The 23118-nt window shown below is 64.6% G+C and carries 16 protein-coding genes and 3 pseudogenes; 8 read left to right on the top strand and 11 right to left on the bottom strand.

Annotated elements, in window-relative coordinates; genetic code table 11:
* Positions 1 to 108: 108 nt before the first annotated feature.
* Complete coding sequence (locus HAP54_RS10335; protein WP_166299761.1) at positions 109 to 1329, bottom strand: DUF2235 domain-containing protein; 1221 nt, start codon at positions 1327 to 1329, stop codon at positions 109 to 111.
* 64 nt (positions 1330 to 1393) lie between these two features.
* Positions 1394 to 1678, bottom strand: a complete 285-nt coding sequence (locus tag HAP54_RS10330; RefSeq protein ID WP_166299759.1) for a hypothetical protein — start codon at positions 1676 to 1678, stop codon at positions 1394 to 1396.
* Between HAP54_RS10330 and HAP54_RS10325 the strand changes: the two genes are divergently transcribed.
* Entirely contained in the window at positions 1670 to 2197 is a 528-nt protein-coding gene (locus HAP54_RS10325; protein WP_175619403.1) for a hypothetical protein, read from the top strand. The genes HAP54_RS10330 and HAP54_RS10325 overlap by 9 nt on opposite strands.
* 174 nt (positions 2198 to 2371) lie before the next feature.
* On the opposite strand, the gene HAP54_RS10320 is transcribed toward HAP54_RS10325, so the two are convergent.
* From HAP54_RS10320 to HAP54_RS10310, 3 genes are all read right to left on the bottom strand, one after another.
* Positions 2372 to 3763, bottom strand: coding sequence for a VWA domain-containing protein (locus HAP54_RS10320; protein ID WP_166299757.1), 1392 nt, complete (start codon positions 3761 to 3763; stop codon positions 2372 to 2374).
* 6 nt (positions 3764 to 3769) lie between these two features.
* The gene (locus HAP54_RS10315) at positions 3770 to 4717 is read right to left on the bottom strand and encodes an AAA family ATPase (protein ID WP_166213419.1); all 948 of its coding nucleotides are present in this window, start codon (positions 4715 to 4717) and stop codon (positions 3770 to 3772) included.
* 258 nt (positions 4718 to 4975) lie between these two features.
* Positions 4976 to 5593 (bottom strand): HAD-IA family hydrolase, encoded by a 618-nt coding sequence (locus HAP54_RS10310; RefSeq protein WP_166299755.1) that lies wholly within the window; start codon positions 5591 to 5593, stop codon positions 4976 to 4978.
* 124 nt (positions 5594 to 5717) lie between these two features.
* On the opposite strand from HAP54_RS10310, the gene HAP54_RS10305 reads away from it, so the two are divergent.
* Positions 5718 to 6479 (top strand): S1 family peptidase, encoded by a 762-nt coding sequence (locus tag HAP54_RS10305; RefSeq protein WP_166299753.1) that lies wholly within the window; start codon positions 5718 to 5720, stop codon positions 6477 to 6479.
* Positions 6480 to 6647: 168 nt separating this feature from the next.
* Here the strand turns inward: HAP54_RS10305 and HAP54_RS10300 are convergent.
* The 3 genes and pseudogenes from HAP54_RS10300 to HAP54_RS10290 form a co-directional block, all read right to left on the bottom strand.
* Positions 6648 to 8844 (bottom strand): annotated as a pseudogene (locus HAP54_RS10300) (acetate--CoA ligase family protein).
* 169 nt (positions 8845 to 9013) lie between these two features.
* On the bottom strand, positions 9014 to 9604 hold the full coding sequence (locus HAP54_RS10295) for a class GN sortase (protein ID WP_166299751.1): 591 nt from the start codon (positions 9602 to 9604) through the stop codon (positions 9014 to 9016).
* Between the two features lie 260 nt (positions 9605 to 9864).
* Positions 9865 to 12084 carry a marine proteobacterial sortase target protein gene (locus HAP54_RS10290; RefSeq protein ID WP_414646216.1) on the bottom strand — a complete coding sequence of 740 codons (2220 nt, stop codon included), beginning with the start codon at positions 12082 to 12084 and terminating at the stop codon, positions 9865 to 9867.
* Between the two features lie 253 nt (positions 12085 to 12337).
* Here HAP54_RS10290 and HAP54_RS10285 point away from each other — a divergent pair.
* A pseudogene (locus HAP54_RS10285) lies at positions 12338 to 13101 on the top strand (helix-turn-helix domain-containing protein).
* A gap of 314 nt (positions 13102 to 13415) precedes the next feature.
* On the opposite strand, the gene HAP54_RS10280 reads toward HAP54_RS10285, so the two are convergent.
* On the bottom strand, positions 13416 to 14636 hold the full coding sequence (locus HAP54_RS10280) for an ABC transporter substrate-binding protein (RefSeq protein ID WP_166299747.1): 1221 nt from the start codon (positions 14634 to 14636) through the stop codon (positions 13416 to 13418).
* A gap of 128 nt (positions 14637 to 14764) precedes the next feature.
* A complete protein-coding gene (locus HAP54_RS10275) occupies positions 14765 to 16306 on the bottom strand; it encodes an acyl-CoA synthetase (RefSeq protein WP_166299745.1) in 1542 nt (513 codons plus the stop codon).
* Positions 16307 to 16522: 216 nt separating this feature from the next.
* On the opposite strand from HAP54_RS10275, the pseudogene HAP54_RS10270 reads away from it, so the two are divergent.
* From HAP54_RS10270 to HAP54_RS10255, 4 genes and pseudogenes are all read left to right on the top strand, one after another.
* Positions 16523 to 17659 (top strand): annotated as a pseudogene (locus HAP54_RS10270) (acyl-CoA dehydrogenase family protein).
* A gap of 116 nt (positions 17660 to 17775) precedes the next feature.
* Positions 17776 to 18945 carry an acyl-CoA dehydrogenase family protein gene (locus HAP54_RS10265; protein ID WP_166299743.1) on the top strand — a complete coding sequence of 390 codons (1170 nt, stop codon included), beginning with the start codon at positions 17776 to 17778 and terminating at the stop codon, positions 18943 to 18945.
* Entirely contained in the window at positions 18945 to 19601 is a 657-nt protein-coding gene (locus tag HAP54_RS10260) for a glutathione S-transferase family protein (protein ID WP_166299741.1), read from the top strand. Before HAP54_RS10265 ends, HAP54_RS10260 begins: the two co-directional genes overlap by 1 nt.
* Before the next feature lie 134 nt (positions 19602 to 19735).
* Complete coding sequence (locus HAP54_RS10255; RefSeq protein WP_175619402.1) at positions 19736 to 20554, top strand: helix-turn-helix domain-containing protein; 819 nt, start codon at positions 19736 to 19738, stop codon at positions 20552 to 20554.
* Positions 20555 to 20745: 191 nt separating this feature from the next.
* Here the strand turns inward: HAP54_RS10255 and HAP54_RS10250 are convergent, their stop codons facing one another.
* A complete protein-coding gene (locus tag HAP54_RS10250; RefSeq protein WP_166299739.1) occupies positions 20746 to 21969 on the bottom strand; it encodes an ABC transporter substrate-binding protein in 1224 nt (407 codons plus the stop codon).
* 219 nt (positions 21970 to 22188) lie between these two features.
* On the opposite strand from HAP54_RS10250, the gene HAP54_RS10245 reads away from it, so the two are divergent.
* On the top strand, positions 22189 to 23055 hold the full coding sequence (locus HAP54_RS10245) for a 3-keto-5-aminohexanoate cleavage protein (protein WP_166299737.1): 867 nt from the start codon (positions 22189 to 22191) through the stop codon (positions 23053 to 23055).
* Positions 23056 to 23118: the final 63 nt, after the last annotated feature.

Genomic DNA, 23118 nt, shown 5'->3' with positions numbered 1-23118 from the left:
ACTCAATTCAGGCGTTGGCTGCCTGTCGCCTGTACGTCTGTGTCACCTGCAAGCGGCCGAGCCACAGCCGCAAGCGGATCGGGCGCAGTCGATCGACGTGCAGCGACGTCACACCGTCGGAGCAGGTGGGGCCGGTGGCGGCGTCATCGGCTCGACCTTGTAGGTGGTCGGCAGGTTGATCGGCCGGTAGGTCGGATCCTTCTCCATCCGCTCCAGCACCGAAGCATGGATGGTGGAGTTGTCCGGAATCAGCCGCGGCTCGCCCATCGGCAGATAGAAGCCGAGGAAGGATTTGCGCGCGGGCCATTCCTTCCATTTGTCGCTCTTCGGAATCCATTCCAGGATTTCCCAGGCGCCCGTCAGTGAATTGTGCAATGGGGCCGTCGCGCTTGGCGGCACGTAGACATGCGTGCGCGGCGGCAGCGGCATCCCCCAGGCGAGATGATCGATCAGCGCCTGGTCCATAGGCAGCCCGGCGGCCTTGACCTGTTCGAGCATCCAGATCAGCGGAAATTTCGACGGCCCGCTCTGGTCCTCCGGATAGCCGCCGCCGACGTCGGAATGCACGCCGGCGAACCAGACCTGTCGGATGTCCTGCTCAATCGCGGTCGACGGGTCGAACGAATCGGAGCGGAATTTCTGCGGCTCGATCCAGCGGTTGAGGCGGAACATGCGCCTGCGCTCGTCGATCGAGATCGCCTGGCGGAAGCGCTTGACGCTCGAATTGGTGCGGGTGAACAGCAGCGTCTGCAGATCGAACAGGAAGTTGTCCTGCCGCGGCACGATGATCGAGGCCACGGTGTCCCAGACCCCGACGAACTCGATATCGATGTTGCGGCCGCCGGCGATCTGGCTGAAGTGCCAGGCCTCCTTCAGCGGGGCTTCGTCGAACGTTCCGTCCGGCTTCTGGGCGTCGGAGCTGGCTTTCTTGTAGGTGTTGAACGCGTAGTCGGCAATGTCGAGCTGGTCGACCGGCAGCAGGCCCATCACATGGACGAAGGCAGCCAGCACGCGCACGGTGTAGGCGCCGCGGCTGAAGCCGAACATCCAGACCCGGTCGCCTGGCTCCCACGTCCGGCACAGGAACTGGTAGGCGCCGAGCGTGTCCTTGTCGAGACCGGCGCCGAAGGCCAGCCCGAACAGGCCGCGCACCTGCTGCTTGAAGCGGCCCCAGGTGTTTTGCAGGCCGATCGTGCCGAGGCCGGGATGGTAATAGACCCGCTCGCGCTCGTTCTTGTCGGTGACGCGAAACAGCTTCAGCACATTGGAAATATTGGCGCCGATCTCGTTGCCGGTGCCGTCGCAACAAATCACAATATCCTTCGGCATCCGTTGCCCCCGCGGTCGCCGTGAAAATCCGCGGCCTCAATGTACGGCAGAACGCGGGCAAGATTCAATCTCCAATTGAATACGGTTCTGTGTACCCGGCGTGAACGCGGCCGCCGCGCAACCCGAATCCTCTGGCCGCCATTGGCATCAGCTGCATACTGGCACTTGAGGACGATCCGCAGAATTCAATTGCAACACTTTGGAAAAGGTGGGAATCTGCCTCCTGATCATTACAGTATTGCGTCGATATTTTCTCCCTTTCGGGGATTTCACCGGTGCGCGCGATCGTCTCGCCTGCGGCTTTGCGCAGCGTCCTCACCATGGACAGAAGCGGATCGGCATGAGCCATCAAGCTCTCGTGACGGTCATTCTCGCGGGTCTGGTGGTGATTGCGTTCGGACTGTTCTGGTGGGTCGGCAGCTATTCCGATCGCGTCTTTGCCAACAGATTCCGCAGCCGCTTTCCCGAGAAGACGTTGAGCTACAGCGGCGACCAGCTCGGCGAGCTGGTCCAGTCCGATCTCCGGATGAAGTATGTCTTCCCGATCCTGTTCCCGCTCGATCTCGCCGTCATGCTGGCGCTGGCCGGCGCGATGGGGGCGGCGTCATCGTACTGGCTCAACCTGTCCTACCCGCCGGCGGCGTGGCTCGGCCTCGTGGTCCCGGCGGTCTATCTGCTGAGCGACCTGATCGAGGATTTCCTGCTGGGCTGGCTGTTGCTGCGCGGCGATCCGCATGGAGCAGCGCGATCGGCCTCGATCCTGAAGGCGATCACGACGATCAAGCTTGTCAGTATCTCGGCGTCGGTCGCGCTGACGCTGATTGCATTCGCCGGGTGGCTGTTCCACGGCGACGCGCTTCGTCTCTAGAGCATTTCGGTTCTGATTGAATCAGAACCGAAGCTCTAGCCTTTTGTTTTGACGCGTTTTCTTCACGCTAACCGGTGTCCACTTCGCTCGAAAACGCTCTAAAGCGCGACAAGCATGATCTTCCCGGAAAACCGCGTCGCACTTTTCCGGGGCATGCTTTAGGCCGCCAGCGGCCTATTGATACGTCGCCACGATGTCGGAGACGGCGCGCTCGAGCTGCTGCGCAGTCGCGCATTGGCGCACCACGGTGCAGAACGTCGCGTAGCGCGGCATCTCGGAATCGCCAAAGCCCCAGACCATGCGGCCCTCGGGGTTGAGCCACACCAACCGCTTGGAGCGCTCGCCGATGCGGCGCAGGATGTCGGCGCGCGGATCGAGATTGTTGCTGCGGGCGTCGCCGAGCACGATTACCGTGGTCTGCGGCGTGATCGCGCTCATCCAATTGTCCTCGAAATCGGCGAAGGAATTGCCGTAGTCGGACGAGCCGAAGCCGACCTTGGACATGATCTCCTTCATCGCCTCTTCCGGCGATTTCGATTCCAGGATGTCGCTGACCTCCATCAGATGGCCCGAGAAGGCGAATGAGCGGACGTCGTCGACGACCTCGTGCAGGCTGTGGATCAGCAGCAGGAAGAAGTCCGAGACGCGTGCGACCGAGCCCGAGACGTCGCACAGCGCCACGATCTTGGGCCGATCGCGATGCTTGCGCTTCCACGCGGTGAGGAACGGCACGCCGCCCCAGGCCGCGTTCCGCCGCAGCGTGCGGCGGACGTCGAGATGGCCGCGGCGCTGACGTTTGCGCGGCTTGGAGTAACGCTCGCGCAGCCGGCGTGCGATCCGGCGGATCAGCGCGCGCATCTGCTCGACCTGACGCGGCTCGATCCGCGCCAGCGGCGCGTTGCGCAGGATCTCGTTGCGCAGGTTCTCCGCTTCTTCACGGCCGTAGAGCAGCAGGGCTTGCGAGACGGTGTCGCGCACGGTGCCGCGCAGGCCGTTGAGCGCCTCCTGCAGCCGCTCGGCGAGCCCCGGATTGCGCGTGGTCAGGTCGTCGATATCGTCGCGCAGGCGCTGGATGCCCATCGCATCGAGGATGCGGGTCTGGAAGATACCGCGCTGGGTAAAGTAGCGGATGTCGGGCAGCGAGGCCGCGCCGGAGGCATTGGCGATCGCCGTCGATATCGCGGAGCGATCCTGCGACAGCAGCATCTGCGCCAGCGGCCCGATATTCTCGTTGGGGGTATTCTCGTTGGCGGCACCGCCGGCCGTGTCGCCATGCTCATCGGCGGACGGATTGCTGCCCTGCTCGCTGTTGTCGTCCGTCTTGCTCTGCTCGGTGCTCTCCTGCTGCGGCTCGGGCTGGCTGAAGAACAGGTCAAAGCAGTCGCCGAGCGCGCGCTTCTCGTCCTGCGTCTTGGCAAGCGTCAGCAGGAACGTGTCGCGCAGGATGTCGCGGTCGGCAAAGCCGACCTGGGCAACCGCGCGCATCGCATCGATGCTTTCGGCGGGCGAGACCCGGACCCCGGCTCCCCGCGCCGCACGAAAGAAGCGATGCAGGTTCTCGCGCATCTTGGTCTAGCTGAACACGCCCTGGCGCGACGCCTTGGCGATGAAGGACGATATCTGCGGCGTCGCGGCCTCGATATCGGCCTCGTATTTCAGCAGCACGTTGAGCGTGTCCTTGACGATCTCATGGTCGAGCTCGCTCGCCTGCAGCAGCACCAGCACGCGCGCCCAGTCGATCGCCTCGCTGACCGAGGGCAGCTTCTTCAGGTCCAGCGTGCGGATCTCGTGGATGAAGCCGACCATCTGCTTGCGCAGCGTCTGCGAGATGCCGGGCACTCGGCTCTCGACGATGCGCTCTTCCAGCTTCTGCTCGGGGAAACCGATATGCAGATGCAGGCAGCGCCGCTTCAAGGCGTCGCCGAGGTCGCGCTCGCTGTTCGAGGTCAGGATCACGGTCGGCGGCGCCACCGCCGAAACCGTGCCGAGCTCGGGGATCGTGACCTGGAAGTCCGAGAGGATTTCCAAGAGCAGCGATTCGAATTCGGCGTCCGACTTGTCGATCTCGTCGATCAGCAGCACGCAGCCGGCCGGCTGCTCCAGTGCCTGCAGCAGCGGGCGCGGCTCGACGAACTCCTTGGAGAAGAACACGTCGCCGAAGGTGTGCAGCTGGTCGAGCGCGGCAGCCAGTGTCTGCGCGCCGCCGAGCACCTCGCCGAGCTTGTCCTTCAGGATCTGGGTGTAGAGCAGCTGCTTGGCGTATTTCCACTCATACAGCGCCTTGGCCTCGTCGAGGCCTTCATAGCATTGCAGGCGGATCATCTTCAGGCCGCGCCAGGCGGCGATCGCCTTCGCCAGCTCGGTCTTGCCGACGCCGGCGGGGCCTTCGACCAGGATCGGCTTCTCGATCTGCTGCGACAGATAGACCGCGGTCGCGATCTGCCGGCTCGCAATATAGCCTTGCGCGGCGAGGCCGCTTTCCACGGCCTCGATCGAGGCGGTGGGCCTGGTGTCAGCCACGAGGATCAGCTCCGAATTTGCCTTGAACTCGGACCTGTTTTGCGCCTGTTGCGGGCAAAGCACAAGGCTCGTTTGGCTCGTAATGGCATGGGGTTAGCGCATGGTTCCCGGGATATTTCCGCCGAGCGCAATACGCAGAAGCGTAGCCCGGACAAGGAAGGGATCACGGTGCGATTTCGCGATCGTGCCGTGACCCGTGGGGAGGCCGAGGATTAGAAGCTGTCGCCTGATTGCGAAGTGAATAGGGGGGAAACCGCTTCACCTCAGCGTAAGGCCGGTCGCGGCTTCGAGCTCGGCGATCGCTTGCGCTGAATTCACGACCTTGATCGTGGTCATGCCCATCTCGCGCGCCGGCTTCAGATTGACGCCGAGATCGTCGAGATAGATGCAGTTCTTCGGGTTCACCTGCAGCGTCTCCACCATCATCTGGTAGATGCGCAGGCCGATCTTCGCGGACTCGATGATGTGGTCGAACAGTGCCATCACCTCGGCGACGTAGAGTGAGCGCCCGCTGCGGCTGCCGATCGCATTCGCCGGCAGATTGTTGGTGATGCAGCCGGTCTTGAACTTCGCCTTGACGCGCTTCAGTGCCTCGACCATCTCGGGGCGCAGGTCGCCCGAGAGCAGCGGCAGCACGTCCTTGCCGCGCACCTCGGCGCCGAGTGCTTTCGATTCCGTGGCGAACAGATCGTCGAAGGCGTCGATATCGATCTCGGCGCGCTCGAACTTGGCCCAGGCGTTCTCGAGATGGTTGGCGGCGTTGGTGCGGCGGATGATGTCGATCGGCAGGCCGCGCTCGGTCTCATAGCGTGCGAATGCCTCGAATGGCGAGGTGGTCAAGACGCCGCCGAAATCCCAGATCACTGCCTCGATCATACTTTCCTGCCCAATGACGCGTTGCTTGAGCAGCGGCTAACACGGATCGGCGGCCGGGGCCAGCCTGATCCGGTGCTTGATCCAGTGCTTGGCGGCCCGCGCGGAGCGGGCTATTGCTTCGCCGATGAAGACATATCGCTTGATCCTCACGGTTCTCGTGTCGCTGGTGTCGGCTCCCGCATTCGCCATCGTCGGTGGCGGCGCGCCGTCGACCGATGGCGTGGCGGGCGCCGTCGTCACGATCGTCGGCTCGCGCGGCAATTTCTGCACCGGTGCGCTGATCGCGCCGAAAGTGGTGCTGACGGCTGCGCATTGCGTGCAGCCCGGCGCCGACTACAAGATCGTCGAGTACGGTGCGGACCGACAACCGAAGCTGCAGGACGTCAGGACGGTCGCGATCCATCCTGGCTTTCGGATGCAGGCGATGACCAACCATGTCGCGACCGCCGATGTCGCGCTGCTGCAACTCGCAGCGCCTGCTGCAGGCAAGGCGCCGGCCACGCTCGGCATGCCCAACATTCCGATCCAGGTCGGCGGCCGTTTCACCATCGCGGGCGTCGGCGTCAGCGTGCGCGGCGACGGCAAGAGCGGCGGCAGCATTCGTGTCGCCGGCCTGATCGCAAGCGGCAAGCCCGGCACGCTGCAGATTCGTCTCGTCGATCCGGTCGGGCAGGGCGCGCGCGCCGGGCTCGGCGCATGCACCGGCGATTCCGGTGCGCCGGTGTTCGAGGACAAGCCAAACGGGCCAGCGATCGTCGGCGTGGTGAGCTGGTCGACGGGGCCGAACGGTATCGCCGGCTGCGGCGGCATTACCGGCGTCACGCCGCTGACGCTCTACCGCGATTGGGTGATGCAGACCGCGCGGCAATGGGGCGCGAGCTTTTAGCGCGGCTCCAGTCCCGTCATCCTGAGGTGCGCGCTCTTGCGCGCCTCGAAGGATGCACGGCCCCACTGTGGCCGATTCATCCTTCGAGGCTCGCCCAGCGGCGCAAGTGCGCCGCAAGGCTCGCACCTCAGGATGACGGGTCGAGAGAGTTGACGAGCCCAACTTCGCTTAGTGCCCCGCCGCCTTGTTGGCGGCGGCGTTGTTCAGCACGATCAGGCCGTCGACGGCGACGCCGAGCTTGCTGTTGATCAGGAATGGGTTGACCTCGATCGAGGCGATGCGGCCGTTGGCATCGGCCCTTCACTGCCGACGGCTCGTGCAGCGCGGGCTTGCCGCGATAGCCCTTCAGCTTGACGCCGGCCTTGGTCTTCGCGATCAGCTCCTTCGCCTCGGCGGCATCCAGCGGCGCGCCGGCCAGGGCGACGTCCTTCATCAGCTCGATATCGACGCCACCGGTGCCGAACAGCACCACGGGGCCCATCTCGGCGTCGAGCGAGGCGCCAACCACGAGCTCGAGGTCGGCCTTGACCTGTTGCGCGATCAGGATGCCTTCGAGCTTCGGCTTGCCCTTCAGCTTCTTCACCCGCGCGGTGATGTCGTTGAACGCCTTCTTCACCTCGGCTGCATTGGCGAGGTTCAGCACCACGCCGCCGATATCGGACTTGTGCAGGATGTCGGGGCTGACAACCTTGGCGACCACCGGAAAGCCGATCGACTTGGCGATCTTCACCGCTTCGGCTGCGGTCTGCGCGACCTCTTCCTTGGAGATCGGAATGCCATAGGCCTTGAGCAGCTTCTTCGAGGCAACCTCGTCGAGCGCGGCAGCGCCATTGGCCGCCTTCAGCGTCTTCTCCAGCACCGCGCGCGCGGACGGCTTCGAGCTCGACGCGATGTCGGGCACCTCCTTGCGCAGACCGGCATATTCGATCAGCGACTTGATCGCGCCGACCGCGCGGTCGAGGCCCTGCATCACTGCGATATCGGGCAGCGTCTTGCGCAGTCCCTTGGTGAATTCGGTGAAGCCGATCGACATCGCGCTGATATAGATCGCCGGCTTGTTGGCGTGGCCCGCCATCTCGTTGACGATGCGCAGATTGCGTTCGCGCAGCTCATGCGGCGCCTTCGGCAGCTCGGCATCGATGATGACGATGTCGGTATCGGGGTCGTCGATCATGATCTCGATCGACTTCATGTAGACGGAGGGATCGACCACCGCGGCAAAGCCGGCATCGAGCGGGTTGCCGACGATGCTGCCGGGCCCGAGCATCTTGGCCAGCTGCTCCGATGCGCTCTCACTCAGCGGCGCAAAATTCAGCCCGGCGGAATAGAACGCGTCGATCAGAAGGCCACGCTTGCCGCCTGACAGCGACACCGCCGCAAGGCGGTTGCCCTTCGGCGGATCGGCATGGACGAAGCACTCGGTGGTCTCGATCAATTCATCCAGCCCGCGCACGCGGATCACGCCTTCGCGGGTCGAGATCGCATCGAATGTCTCGATCGAGCCGGCCAGCGCGCCGGTATGCGCCATCGCGGCGGCGCGGCCGCCTTCGGAGACGCCGAGCTTGAGCGCGATCACCGGCTTGCCGGCGGCGCGGGCGGCCTTGCAGGCGTCGCGGAACACTTTGGTGTTCCTGACGCCTTCGAGATAGACCACGATGACGCGGATGCTCGGATCGGCGGCGAAATAGCTCATCAGGTCCGGCGTCTCGAGGCCGGATTCATTGCCGGTCGTGACCATGTAGCCGACGCCGACACCGCGATCCTCCAGCGCCTGGCGGATCGCCATCACGATCGCGCCGGATTGGCCGGCGATCGCCACCGCGCCCTGCTCCATGGTGACGATACGGTCGTCGATATTGGTGAACAGGTTCTCACCGGCGCTGAGATTGCCGAGGCAGTTCGGGCCGGTGACGGCAAGCCCGGTCTCCTTGATCGCCTGTTTCAGCTCGACCGCGAGCCGCTGGCTCTCCTCATCCTGCAGCTCGCTGAAGCCGGAGGTGACGATGGTCGCCGAGCGCGCGCCGGCGGCGGCCGCGTCGCGGATCACCTGCACGGCAAAGCGGGCCGGCACCAGCACCAGCACATGATCGGGCTTTTCGGGAAGGCTGGAAAAATCCTTGTAGCAGGTGACGCCCCAGATCGTTTCGCGCTTGGCGTTGATCGGAAACAGGCCGCCGGCATATCCGTATTTGACCAGATTGTTCCAAATCCGCTCGGCGTAGTTGCCGGGCTTGTCGGTGGCGCCGACCAGTACGATGTTGCGCGGATGCAGCATCGCGTGGATGCTCTTGACGATGTCGCTGGCGTCAGCGGGCGGCGCCCATTTGTGGGAGGTATGAGATGCGGCGCTTGCGAGAGCTTCCATGGAGCCTGCCCTTATCCTTGTTCTGCTTGTTTCCTTTGGCCCACGGTCGATCACCGCGAGGTCCGCGATTTTCATTGTTTTTATGGCTGATGGAAGGGGGTAGCAACTCACGCTGACGCAAGTCAGGGCGTCGCACGCGATATCCCGGCACACGCAAAATTCATGCTTGTCAGGAACCCGATTCGAGCGGGCTCGAATCCGGTCCAATCATGGTCGCATGCAACAGATAGCGCTCGGGGCCCGATGTCAGCGCGTCGAACGGCCAGCAGGTCGACAGCACCAGCTCATGGCGGTCGGTGAGCGGATCGATGCCGGATTGGTCGAAGCGGACCACCGCGCTGCGGTCGGCCCGATAGCGAAAAATCTTGCCGTCGCTCCGCGTCACGTCGATCTCGTCGCCGATTGCGACATCCCTCAGAAAGCGGAAATGGGTGTCGCGATGCGCGGAATAGACCGCGATGCCCGGCTCGCCGGCATCGACGGTCTGTTCGACATGGCCGGGACCGAACGCCAGCGCCTGGCCGCTGCTGCCGGCGAGCGCGATCGCGGAGGCGTGCAGGCGCTTCACCTCGATCCGGGCCACCGGCCAGGTATCGGCCCAGCTCCACGGCTTCACCACTTGGCCGGTCGCGATGCTCTGCGCGAAGGCGCGCTCCAGCAGCACCTGCGCGAGCAGCGCCTTGGCATGGATGTAGGCGCCCTGGCCGAACAGGATCAGGCCGATGAGGGCGAAGGCGAGCGGGAGAAGGAAGCGGCGCATCTCACTATCCCTCGTCATTGCGAGGAGGTCGCGACAAAATTGCAAAGCAATTTTGCGCTGAAGCGACGACTTGTCCGCCGAAGCCTTGGCGAAGGCGGAAGCAATCCATCTTTCCCCGCATGGTGACATGGATTGCTTCGCTTCGCTCGCAATGACGGCTGGGTAAAAATTGGCGCGCGCGGCCCCTGGGGGACGGGTGGGAAGGCCGCGCGCGCTCTTGAAGGAGGAGGTTGGGGGGCACCTCCTCCTTTCATCCGACGTCATTGGGGCGACGTCTGACGCCGGTTGAACACCAGAAGGAGAAGGCTGACCGTGAGTAGGATCAGGCCTGCGATCATCTTCAGCTCGGCATCGGTTGCGGTCTTTGGCAGCTGGACCGTGCCGGGACCTTGCGTCGCGACCGGTGACCGCTTCAGCACAGCGAACTGCACCTTGCCATCGCCTGCTTCGGCGCGGCGTTCGGTCGGCGCAGCCGGCAGGCGCGGACGCTCGCCGAACACCTTTGCGAAATCCCAGCCGGCGGGCAGGTTGAGCGGCAGCTCGGAGAGTTTCAGCGGCTCGCCTTCGGGGCGGCTCGGCGTCTTGTCGATCGCGACGAGGCTGGTCAGCCGGGTGACGAGCTGATGCTCCAGCGCCAGTGCAAGGATGGTCTTGTCGGCATTCTCCGGGCTCTCCTGGCGCGTGGTGCGCGCGACCTCGGCATCCGCGATCTTGCGGCGCGCCCACAGTTTTGAGAGGCCCTTGCCTTCAGCGGCGCCGGCGAGCGGCAGCGTCACGCTCCACGGACGGTCGCCGATGCGGCCCTTGATCTCAACCGAGCCGGCGAGCTTGTCGAGCTTCGCGGCCAGCACCAGCGGCTCGTCGCGATAGACGTCGGGGAGTGCGGACGGCGTCAGGTCGGCGGTCGCGTCGGAGAATTTCGCGGCGAGGTTGGTCACCGCGGGATTCTCCAGCTTGGCGAACAGGCCGCGCATGCGCTCGTCGACCTGCTCGACCGAGCCGATATGGGTGAAGGTGCCGCGGCCGAGTTCGGCGGCGCGCGTCATCAGATAGGTGTTCGGCGCCGAGCCGATGCCGACCATGAACACCCGCGAGCGGCCGCGCAGCGCGCTGATGGTCTCGAACAATTGCTGCTCGTTGCCGATCGCGCCGTCGGTCAGGAACACGACCTGGCGGACGTGGTTGGCGTCGTCATGGTTGGTGTCCGACAGCGCGGCGCGCATCGCCGGCACCATCTCGGTGCCGCCGCGAGCCTGCAGCGCGCTGACGAACGACGTCGCGTTGCCGATATTGGCGCTGTTAGCGGCGACCGGCGTCGGGAACAGCACGTCCATGGTGTCGTCGAAGCGGATCACGTTGAAGCGATCGCTCGGCTGCAGGCGGCCGAGTGCGTAGATGAGGCTCGCCTTGGCCTGGATCATCGAGGTGCCACCCATCGAGCCGGAATTGTCGATCACGAAGATCACTTCGCGCGGAAGCGCCTTTTGTTGCGCCTGCTCGACCGAGGGCGGGGTGACGAAGGCCAGCAGATAGTCGGAATTGCCGACATGCTCGCGGAACAGCCCGACCGCCGGTGCCTTCTCGGCGGCCGGCTTCCAGGTCAGCTCGAAATCGCGATCGGCCGGCACCGGGCCCTCGGCGAGCTTGACGATGCGCGTTGTGCTGTCGGGGTTCTCGATCTTGACCTGGTGGAAGTGGCTCTTCACCTCGCCGAGCGGGAAGCCGGCGTTGAGGTGCACGGTGATGTTGGTCGGATTGACCGGCGCATTCTCGGCGGGATCGAGCACCTCGCGCGCGATACGATCGCGGTCCGGCACCGGATCGGTCGTGGTGGCGCCCCAGCCGCTGCCGTCGGCGCGGAGGTCGACGCTCTGCACCACCGGACGCGGATTGTAGCGCGGGCCGACCACCATCGGCACCCGCAGCGAGAATTCGTTGCCGTTCTGCTGCACCGGCTCCTGATATTCGATCTGCACCAGCACGGTTTCGCCGGGGCCGATATTGGCGACCGAATTGGTGAAGATATTCGGCCGCTCCTGCTCGGTGAGCGCGGCCTTCTGGCCATTCTGTTTGGCCTGCTCGTAGATCGCGCGGGCCTGCTGCCGCTCCTTGATGTCGCCGACCACGATGCGGTCGCCGACCACCATCTTCAGCGTGTCGACCGCGCCGCCCGCCGGCAGCGGATAGACATAGGTTGCTTCGACCCAGTCCTTGGTCGGGTTGCGGAAGATCTGGGTGACGCGGGCGCGGACTGTCGGGCCAGACACCGTGAGGTGGACATCGATGCCGAGCCGCGTTGCATCGGCATAGCCGTCGTCGGTCTTGAACAGCAGCGAACCGGATCGCGCGTCGCCCGGCCGCAGCACCGCCTGTTGCGGCAGCTCGGCCGACCACACCGGATCAAAACTCACAAGCAGCGCCGCAAAGCCGATCACCAGCGCGGCCACACCTTCCACCAGAAAGAACAGCACAATGCGCATCCGGCGCGACAGGCGGATCTGCGGGCTGCTCTCACATGCATCGTAAATCGTCATTTTCGTCACTCCCGAGCGAGGCTTTCGCTGCCTCGCGATCATGGAGAACGGCGGTTTTGGCGCGAGCAGAATGATCGGCAATGATTGGCCGCCGTCCGGCGCGGCCCGCCGCCGGCCGAGGCGGGTTTGTGCGGTTTTGTGATGGATTGTCCGGTCTGCTAGACTGTCCAGACTCATTGGGAATCGGGCAGGAATCACGATGCCGACGCCGGACAAGCAGCTTTCCGCCGAGCAGAGCCAGCAGGTCGCGGAGACCATCCGCGAGGAAATCGCGCGCCGCCGCATCTCGCGGCAGACGCTGGCCGAGCAGGCGAAGCTCAGCCTTTCGACGCTGGAGAAGGTGCTCGGCGGCCGCCGCCCGTTCACGCTGGCGACCACCGTGCGGCTGGAGCAGGCGCTCGGCGTGTCCTTGCGCAGGCTGCCGGAGGCGATCAGCGTGGTCGCGCCTGCCAATGGCGGGATCGCGCCCGACAGCCTCGGATCCTATTCCCGCCGCTCGGTGGCGCGGATCGAGGGCACCTACATCACGGTGCGTCCGTCGTTCGGCGAGAAGGGCGCGCTCTACGCCTACCGCACCGAGATCGCCTGGGATGAGGCGGCATCAGCGCTCGGCTTTCGCGAGGGCGAGCGACAGGACACCGACTACACCCAGTATGGCGAGGTGGCGGTGCCCAACGAATCCGGCTTCGTCTATCTCGTGACCAACCGGCACGGCCAGCACCGCGTGATCACGGTCTCGCGTCCGCGTAATTCCGGCGAGATGTACGGCATCATCACGACTTGCTCGCCGGCCGCGGCTCGCTGCTGACGCCGGTCGCCGCGCCGATCGCGTTCCTGCCGGTGAAGAACGTGCCCAAGCCGAGCGTCGGGCGGGTGTCGTCCGATGATACGAACTTTGCCGTCTATCGCGAGCATCTGCGCCGGACGATCGATGAGCCGTTTGCGATCTTTTTGCCGGGATAGTCGCACCAAGGCCACGCGGCCTCGGGCGCGCGGACGCGACCACGCCGGCGACTAATGCTCGCAACTAACCAACCCACGGATGCCAATCCCGTCATCCTGAGGTGCGAGCTCTTGCGAGCCTCGAAGGATGCACGGCCACCAGCCGGGCCGTCGACCCTTCGAGACGCCGCTTCGCGGCTCCTCAGGGTGACGGTGAGATAGGGGCGCGCATCGCCCTACCGGATTTCATCCAGCCTATCACTCCGCAAGAACAACGAAGCCGCCGAAAGGGCGGCTTCGCGATCCTGTGCCGTTAGTTCGTTGAACGGACTGAACTAGCCGCCGGTCTCCGCGCTGATGATATCGCCGAACAGCTCCCATTGCCCGTTCTTGAACTGCATCATCTTGAGCTGCTCGACCGGGGCGAAGTCGGTCGCGCTGGTGTTGATCCGGATGCCGGGGATCAGGGTGTCGGGCGTGAAGTCCTTCAGGCTGGCGGCCTGCTTCATCACGTTTTCGCGCGTCAGATTGTCGCCGGCCTGCTTCAGCACCTGCGCCATGGTCTGCGCCGCGGCGTAGCCATAGACCAGATTGGCGTCGGACAGATTGGCGCCCGGCAGGTACTTCTCGGCGAAGGCCATGAACTTCTTCATGCCTTCATCGTTTTTCCACTGCGGATCGGATGCATCCTTGAGGTAGCCGGCCGACAGCACGCCTTCCGAGGCTTCGAGCCCGGCGGGCTTCATCACCGCGCCGATCGAGATCGAGACGTCGGTCATCACGTGCATCGGCTTCCAGTTGAGCTCGGCGATCTTCTTGATCGCCTGCGCGGCGAATTTCGGCGTCGAGATGTTGACGAACACGTCGGCGCCGGTGTCCTTCAGCTTGACGATGTGGGAATCGATCGACGGCTCGGTGGTCTCGTAGCTTTCCTCGGCGACGATCTTGACGGACGACTTGTCGAGCACCTCCTTGAGGCCGACAAGGTAGTCCTTGCCGAAATCGTCATTGGCATAGAAGATCGCGACCTTGGCGTCCGGCTTGGCTTTCAGGATGTATTTGCCGAAGATCCGCGCCTCGACGCGATAGCTCGGCTGGAAGCCCATCGTCCACGGGAAATCCTTCGGATCGTTCCACTTGCTGGCGCCGGTGGCGAGGAAGAGCTGCGGCACCTTCTTGGCGTTGTGATACTTCTGCACCGCGGTCTGGGTCGGCGTGCCAAGTGCGTTGAACACCAGAAACACCTCGTCGCTCTCGATCAGCTTGCGGATTTGCTCCACCGTCTTCGGCGGCGAGTAGCCGTCGTCATAGGAGATCCAGTTGATCTTGCGGCCGTTGATGCCGCCCTGATCGTTGATCATCTTGAAATAGGCTTCTTCGGTCTTGCCGATGACGCCGTAGGCGGAGGCGGGACCGCTATAGGCCTCGACATTGCCGATCTTGATCTCGGTGTCGGAGGCGCCGGTGTCATACTTCTTTTGTGCAAAGGCGGCCTGGGTGGAGAGCAGGCAGAGCGCCGCGGCGGCGGCCAGCAGCGACAGTTTTGTTGTTTTCATAAAGACAATTTCCTCGATTGATTTTGATTGGGGACTTAACGCAACGAACCCGCAGCCGGTCCCGGCAGACGGCTATGGGGTAATTGTTGTCGCGGCGAGATCCGAAACGCGCGACGCGCGTTTTGCGATTACGCCGCGGTATCGGTTGGCTTCGGCTGGCTGAATTGCTGCCGGAGCGTCGGCTTATGAATTTTGCCTGTCGCGTTCCGCGGCAGGGCATCGATGAATTCGATCAGGCGCGGGCATTTGAACCGCGCCAGATTGGCCTGGCAATGCGCGTGGATTTCGGCCGGCGTCAGCGAATGGCCTGGTTTCACCGCGATCACGGCCATCCCGACTTCGCTCCATTGTTCGTTCGGGATGCCGATGACAGCGGCCTCGGCCACGGCCGCCAACTGGTGCAGCACGCTCTCGACCTCGGCCGGATAGACGTTCTCGCCGCCGGAGATGTACATGTCCTTCCAGCGGTCGACGATGTAGTAGAAGCCCTCCTCGTCGATCCGCGTGGCGTCGCCGGTGTGCAGCCAGCCGTCGGTGAAGGAGGCGGCATTGGCGTCCGGCCGGTTCCAGTAGCCCGGCGTGATGTTCGGGCCCTTGACCCAGAGTTCGCCGAGCTCGCCGACTGCGGCATCGCTGCCGTCGGGCCGCACGATTCTCACTTCCGTATGCAGCACCGGCTTGCCGGACGAGCCGGCCTTGCGCGCGGCATCCTCGCGATCGAGCACCATCACCGCCGGCGAGGTCTCGGTCATGCCGTAGCCCTGCTGCAGCGCGACGCCGCGCGCCTCCCAGGTCTTGAGCAGCGGCACCGGCATCGGCGCGCCGCCGACACCGCCAATGACGAGGCGGCTGAAATCCGCTGACGCGAAGGCCGGATGCTGCGCCATGAACTGGTAGATCGCGGGCACGCCGAAGAACACGTTGATGCCCTGCGAGGGATCAGAGATCAGCTTCAGTGCCTCGCCGGGATCGAAGGCGCGCATGATCAGCACGGTGCCGCCGGCATGCAGCACCGGGTTGGTGTAGCAATTCAGCCCGCCGGTGTGGAACAGAGGCAGCACCGTCAGCAGCACCGAGGCCGGCGAGATATAGGCGGGGCCGCCGAGATTGACGCAATTCCAGAACGTCATCCCATGCGTGATGATCGCGCCCTTGGGCTGGCCCGTGGTGCCCGAGGTGTACATGATGGTCGAGATGTCATCGAGCATGACCTCCTCGAACCGCTCGAGCGGCCTCGCCGCCGCAATGCCGGCCTCGTAGGCGCCGCCGAGGCCGAGCCGCACGGTGGAGGCGACATTGCAGAGTTTGGCGACCTCAAGCGCGGTCTCGGCGAGATCGTCATCATGGATCGTCACCTTCGGCGAGGCGTCGCCGGTGATGTAGCGCAGCTCGGGAACGGTGAGGCGGGTGTTGAGCGGCAGGAAGATCGCGCCGATCCGGAAGCAGGCGAACTGCACCTCCAGCGCATCCGTCGTGTTCAGCGCCAGCACCGCGACGCGGTCGCCGCCGGCGACCTTGAGCTCGTCGCGCAGATAGCCCGCGAGCCGCGACACGCGGGCGTCGAGCTCCGCATAGCTGAAGCGGCGATTGCTTGCGAGATCGACAAGCGCCATCTTGTCCGGCGTACGCCGGCGATGATGCGCGATCCAGTCGTAGTAACGAACCGGCAAATTTCCCTCCTCCGGAACGGCAGTCTTGCGCCGCCTGTTCCTGGCTCGATTAATGCCATGAATTGGCAGTGGAGGGGGCGTATCGGGATACTGTCTTGCGTTTACTGGCTGGCTTGTGCCGGGATGGAAAGCCGGTCCGGCGGGCAGCCACTCGACGCAAGTGAACAGGGAGAAATCCGGACATCGTCGGAGGCGGGAATCAACGGAGCAAGGCGGATGGCGAACCCGTTCTACACCAGCGAGCATGAGGCCTTTCGCGAGGTGATGCGGCGCTTTGTTGCCAGGGAGATCGAGCCTTATGCCCATCAATGGGACGAGGAGGGCGAGTTTCCGCGCGAGCTCTATGCCAAGGCCTCCGAGATCGGGCTGCTCGGCCTCGGCTTCCCGGAAGAATATGGCGGGATCGCCGCCGACCAGTTCATGCGGATCGTGGCCTCGCAGGAGCTGGCGCGGGCCGGCGCCGGCGGCGTTAGTTCAAGCCTGATGAGCCACACCATCGGCTCGCCGCCGATCGCCCGCGGCGCCCGGCCCGAGGTGAAGGCGCGGGTGCTGCCGGAGGTGCTCGCCGGCAAGAAGATCTCCGCGCTCGCGATCACCGAGCCGAGCGGCGGCTCGGATGTCGCCAATTTGCGCACCAAGGCGCGGCGCGACGGCGACCATTATGTCGTCAGCGGCGAGAAGACCTTCATCACCTCGGGGATGCGCGCCGACTATCTGACGGTCGCGGTGCGCACCGGCGGCGAGGGCCCGGGCGGCGTCAGCCTGCTCTTGATCGAGGGCAATACGTCGGGCCTCTCCCGCACCAGGCTGAAGAAGATGGGCTGGTGGGCGTCGGACACCGCGACACTTCATTTCGACGAATGCCGCGTGCCGGTCGAGAACCTGATCGGCGAGGAAGGGCAGGGCTTCAAGATCATCATGCAGAACTTCAACAGCGAGCGCATGGGCATGGCGGCGAGCTGCACCGCCTATGCGCGGGTCTGCCTCGACGAGGCGATCGCCTAGGCCAAGGAGCGCAAGACCTTCGGCAAGCCGATCGCCCAGCATCAGGTGATCAGGCACAAGATCGTCGACATGGCGCAGAAGGTCGCGGCCTCGCAGGCGATGCTGGAGATGCTGGCGTGGCGGCTTGGCCAGGGCGAAAGCCCGGTCGCCGAGATCTGCATGATGAAGAACCAGGCGACGCAGACCATGGCGCATTGCGCTTCCGAGGCGGTGCAAATCTTCGGCGGCGCCGGCTTCATGCGCGGCGTCAAGGTCGAGCGCATCTACCGCGAGGTCAAGGTCAACGCCATCGGCGGCGGGACGGAGGAAATCATGAAGGATCTCGCGAGCCGGCAGATGGGGTTGTGAGTGACATGCCGTCGTTCCGGGGCGCGCGCAGCGCGAACCCGGAACCCAGAGATTGAATGGATCGAGATTCCGGGTTCGCCCGCTGCGCGGTCGCCCCGGAATGACAGGAAGCAAAAATGCTCTTCACCGCCGACCATGACGAACCGCGCCGGGCTTTGCAGAGATTCATCGCGGCCGAGATCAATCCGCATGTCGACGCATGGGAGAAGGCCGATATCTTCCCGGCGCATGAGCTGTTCAAGAAGCTCGGCAATCTCGGGTTCCTCGGCCTCAACAAGCCGGTCGAATTCGGCGGCCAGGGGCTGGATTACTCCTACGCGCTGATGATGGCCGAAGAGTTGGGCGCCATCACCTGCGGCGGCGTGCCGATGGCGATCGGGGTGCAGACCGACATGGCGACGCCGGCGCTGGCGCGGTTCGGCTCCGACGAGGTGCGGCGCGAATTTCTCGCGCCTGCGATTGCGGGCGACCAGGTCGCCTGCATCGGCGTCTCCGAGCCCGGTGCGGGCTCGGACGTCGCCTCGATCAAGACCAGTGCCCGCTCCGACGGCGACGATTACGTCATCAATGGCGGCAAGATGTGGATCACCAACGGCACCCAGGCCGATTGGATCTGCCTGCTCGCCAACACCAGCGACGGTCCGGTCCATCGCAACAAGTCGCTGATCTGCGTGCCGATGAAGACCAGGGGCGTGCAGGTCGCGCGAAAACTCGACAAGCTGGGCATGCGCTCGTCCGATACCGCGCAGATCTTCTTCGACAATGTCCGGGTGCCGAAGCGCAACCGGATCGGCGAGGAGGGGCAGGGCTTCACTTACCAGATGATCCAGTTCCAGGAGGAGCGGCTGTGGGGCGCGGCGGCCTGCCTGAAGGCGCATGAGTACATCATCAACGAGACCATCGACTACACCCGCAACCGCAAGGCGTTCGGCGGCTCGATCCTCGACAACCAGGTGGTGCACTTCAAGCTCGCGGAGATGCAGACCGAGATCGAGCTGCTGCGCTCGCTGATCTACCGCGCCGGCGAGGCGCTGGTCGCCGGCGAGGACGTCACCCGGCTCGCGACCATGGCGAAACTGAAGGCCGGCCGGCTCGGCCGCGAGCTCACCGACGCCTGCCTGCAATATTGGGGCGGCATGGGTTTCACCAACGAGACGCCGGTGAGCCGCGCCTATCGCGACAGCCGCCTGACCTCGATCGGCGGCGGCGCCGACGAGGTGATGCTCATGGTACTGTGCAAGATGATGGGCACGCTGCCGGGCCTCAAGCAAAAGGGAAACGCCTGATGATCACGCTGTATCACTGCGACGCCGCGCGCTCGTTCCGTCCGCTGTGGATGCTGGAGGAGCTCGGGCTTCCCTATGAGCTGAAGATGCTGCCGTTCCCGCCGCGCGTGTTCGCCAAGGAATATCTCGGCATCAATCCGCTCGGCACCATCCCGTTCATGATCGACGGCGAGACCCGGATGACGGAGTCGTCCGGCATCTGCCATTACCTCGGCACCAAATACGGCCCGACGCCGCTGATCGTAGGTCCCGACGAGCCGGCCTATGGCGCCTTCCTGAACTGGATGTATTTCTCCGACGCGACGCTGACCTTTCGGCAGACGCTGGTGCTCCGCTACAGCCAGCTCGAGCCGGAGGAGCGGCGCAACCCGCAGGTCTCGGGCGATTATGCAAAATGGTTCCTCGGCCGCCTGCGCGCGGTCGAGGCCGCCGCCGCGAAATCCGAATTCCTCTGCGCGGAACGCTTCACCGCCGCCGACATCGCCAACGGCTATGCGCTCCGGCTCGCCGGCAATATCGGCCTTGCCAAGGATTTCGGGCCGAATGTCGCGGCCTATTGGGCGCGGCTGCAGCAGCGTGACGGCTACAAGCGCGCGGTGGCGGCGGAGCAAAAAGCCGGGCAGGAACAGAACGTTGCGCCGCGCGCGCGGCCGTAACTTCCCCGTCGTTCCAGGGCAATGCGTCGCATCGCCCCGGAATGACGACGTTCAGCGTCGGTGACAGGTTGCGAAATTGCGCTATGGTAGCTCCCGCCGCAGCGGCCCAAAGAGCCGCGCGAGGAGGGACCGCCATGGACGCGATCGTGGACGCAAAGGGCGAGCAATCCGGCCACCGGATGCTGATCACGCCGGAACGGGTGTTCTATGCCGGGCTGCTCGGCCGCCCGCGCGAACGCTGTCCCGGCGCATTCCATGTCTATGTCGCGATCCGCGACGGGTTGCATCTGTCGACCAGCGAAGGCCGCGAGTCCCATGGCGAACTCGCCGTGACGATGCCGAACCTGCGCCACACCATCACCAGCGAATATCGCTCGGCGATCTGCGTTGCGATCGAGCCGGAAAGCGTGCCGGACGGCACGCTGGAGGCGGTCGCCCGCCGCCTGCAAGGATCGGACTCGCATCTGTTCGCGGGTCGCATCCGCGACGCCTATGCGACACTCGCCGAGATGCAGCATCGCGACGCGATTGCGAATGCCGAGTTCGACACGATGTGCTTCGGCGACGCGCTGCCGCAGCGGGCGCTCGATCCGCGCGTGGTGCGCGCCATCAGCCGCATCGGGCAATTCTCCGGCGAGCCGGTGACCGCGGCGGGCTGTGCCACCGACGCCGGTCTATCGCCCTCGCGTTTCCTGCATCTGTTCAAGGAGGAGACCGGGATCTCGTTCCGCTCCTTCCGCGCCTGGAAGCGTGCGCGGCATCTGCTGCACTTCGCCAACCAGGACATCAACCTCGCGCATCTGGCGCAGGACATCGGCTATCCCGATAGCACCCATTTCAGCCACTCGATCCGCCGCTTCTATGGCCTGAAGCCGCGCGCGATCTTCTCCGGCTCGCGCGATCTCGCGATCTACCGCACCGGGCAGGCGGCGAGCGAACGCGCACTGACGTAGACTGTCGTCCCGGCCTAGTGCGCAATTGCGCACGGGCGCCGGGACCTATAACCACAAATCTCAATAGTTGAGCTGGCTGGGGCTCCAGCGGACTCAAATAACCACTGTTCGTGGTTATCGGTCCCGGGTCGCGCGGAGCCTGTCATCGGGCGGCGCTTTGCGCCGACCCGTTGGCTTGCTCGGGACGACGGCTAGAGATTCGCGCCCTGGATCACCTCGCCGAACCGCAGCCAGCCGGGCCCTTCGATCCGTTGCAGCTGTAGCTGCTGCAGCGGGTGATGATTGGTCGGACTGGTGTTGACGCGGATGCCGGGCAACAGCGTCGGGACCTCGATGTCTTTCAAGTTGTTCGCCTGCGCCATGATGTTGTCGCGGGTGAAATTGCCCTTGCATTGCTCGAGCACGATCTTCAACACCTGCGCCACCGTGTAGGCGTAGAGATTGTAGCCTTCCTTCGGATTGCCGTCGGAGAAGTATTTTTCCATGAAGGCGAGGAAAGTCTTCACGCCGGGATCCTTGGCCCAGGCCGGATCGGCGACGTCCTTCACATAGGCCGACGAGATCGTGCCCTGCGACTTGTCGAGACCAACCGGCGCAATGGTCGAAGAGATCGAGGCGGCGCCGCTGGCGATGAAATGCATCGGCTTCCAGCCGAGCTCGTAGATCTTGCGGATCGACTGCGCGCAGAATTTTGCCGTGGTGCCCGAGATCAGCACATCGGGATTGGCGCCGCGCAGGGTAACGATCTGGGAATCGATCGTGGGATCGGTGACCTCGTGCGAGGCCACCACGGCTGCAGCAGCGAACCGCTCGCCCAGCACATCCTTGGCGCCGGCGACGAAATCTTTGCCGAGATCGTCGTTCTGGTAGAGCACCGCGAACTTCGCGTCCTTGTTCTGGCTCAGCGCGTATTTGACGAACACCTGCGCCTCGGTCCGTGCGCTCGGCGCAAAGTCCATGGTCCAGGGATAGCTCTTGTAGTCGCCCCATTTGTCGCCGTTCACCGACAGGAACAGATGCGGGACTTTTGCGGCGTTGATGTATTTGACGACGGACGAGTTCGGCGCGGTGCCGAGCATATTGAACAGGAAGGCGACATTGTCGCTTTCGATCAGGCGGCGCACCTGCTCGACCGTCTTCGCCGGATTGAACGCGTCGTCGTAATAGATGTACTTGATCTGCCGGCCGGCGATGCCGCCCTGCTCGTTGAGCATCTTGAAATAGGCTTCCTGGCAGCGCGCCTGCACGCCGAGCGCGGACACCGGGCCGCTGAGCGAGGTGGTGCTGCCGATCCTGATCTCGGTCGCGGTGACGCCGGGCGTGTCTTCGGCGAGCGAAGGCCGCAGGCCCGCGACTGCGGCAAGGCCAGCGCCTGCTGCGCCGGTGAGCCATGTGCGCCGGTTGATCGAGACCATGACGTTCTCCCCGTGATGCCGGCTTGTTGTGCCGCTTCTGCTTGGCAAGCAGAGCCTATGCGTCACGCCGGCTCTGCGTCTTGTGTTAACCGGCTGGCGACGGATTCCGGCGTGGACACATCGACTTAGCCAGTCAACGCAAGATGGCGCGCCGGCAAATTTCTCATCATGGGAAAACCAACGGCGCATGTGCGCTGCAACCCGGACAAGCGAGACGCCATGAGCGACAAGGCCGTCATCACCTGCGCGCTGAATGGCGTGCTTACCGACCCGAAGCAGCACAACGTCCCGGTGACGCCGGAACAGATGGCGCACGAGGCCAGGGCCGCGTTCAACGCCGGCGCCAGCATCATGCACATCCATCTGCGCCAGCAGGAGCCGAACAAGGGTCACTTGCCGTCATGGGAGGTCAGTGTCAGCAAGGACATCCAGCAGGCGATCCGCGAGGCCTGCCCGGGCGTGATCATCAATCACACCACGGGGACCTCGGGCCCGAACTACCAGGGCGCGCTCGACTGCGTGCGCGAGACCAAACCCGAGATCGCCGCCTGCAACGCCGGCTCGCTGAACTATCTGAAGGTCAAGGCCGACAACACCTGGGCCTGGCCGCCGATGATGTTCGATAACGCGGTCGAGAAGGTGCAGGACTATCTCGACGTGATGAAGGTCGCCGGCACCATCCCCGAATTCGAATGCTTCGATGGCGGCATCGTGCGCTGCGTCGGCATGTACCGGCAGACCGGCATGTATTCCGGCCCGCTCGAATACAATTTCGTCATGGGTGTCGCCTCGGGCATGCCGGCCGATCCGGAGCTGTTGCCGATCCTCTTGAAGCTGAAGGTGCCGGACGCGCATTGGCAGGTCACCGCGATCGGCCGCGGCGAGATCTGGCCGCTGCACCAGCGCGCCGCCGATCTCGGCGGCCATCTGCGCAGCGGGCTGGAGGATACGTTCTATCTCGGCGACGGCACCAAGGTGACCTCGAACGGGCAGCTCGTCGAGGGGCTTGCCGCCTGTGCGCGTCGTGCCGGCCGCGAGATCGCGAGCCCGGCGGAAGCGCGGCAGATCTTTGGGGTCAGGCATTAGGTCCTGTCATTCCGGGGCACGCGAAGCGTGAACCCGGAATCTCGAGATTCCGGGTCTGGTCCT

It is taken from the genome of Bradyrhizobium sp. 2S1 (genome assembly GCF_011516625.5).
Taxonomy (GTDB): domain Bacteria; phylum Pseudomonadota; class Alphaproteobacteria; order Rhizobiales; family Xanthobacteraceae; genus Bradyrhizobium; species Bradyrhizobium septentrionale.
Note: the sequence above shows the minus strand (reverse complement) of the source record. Positions and strands in the feature narration are given on the sequence as shown.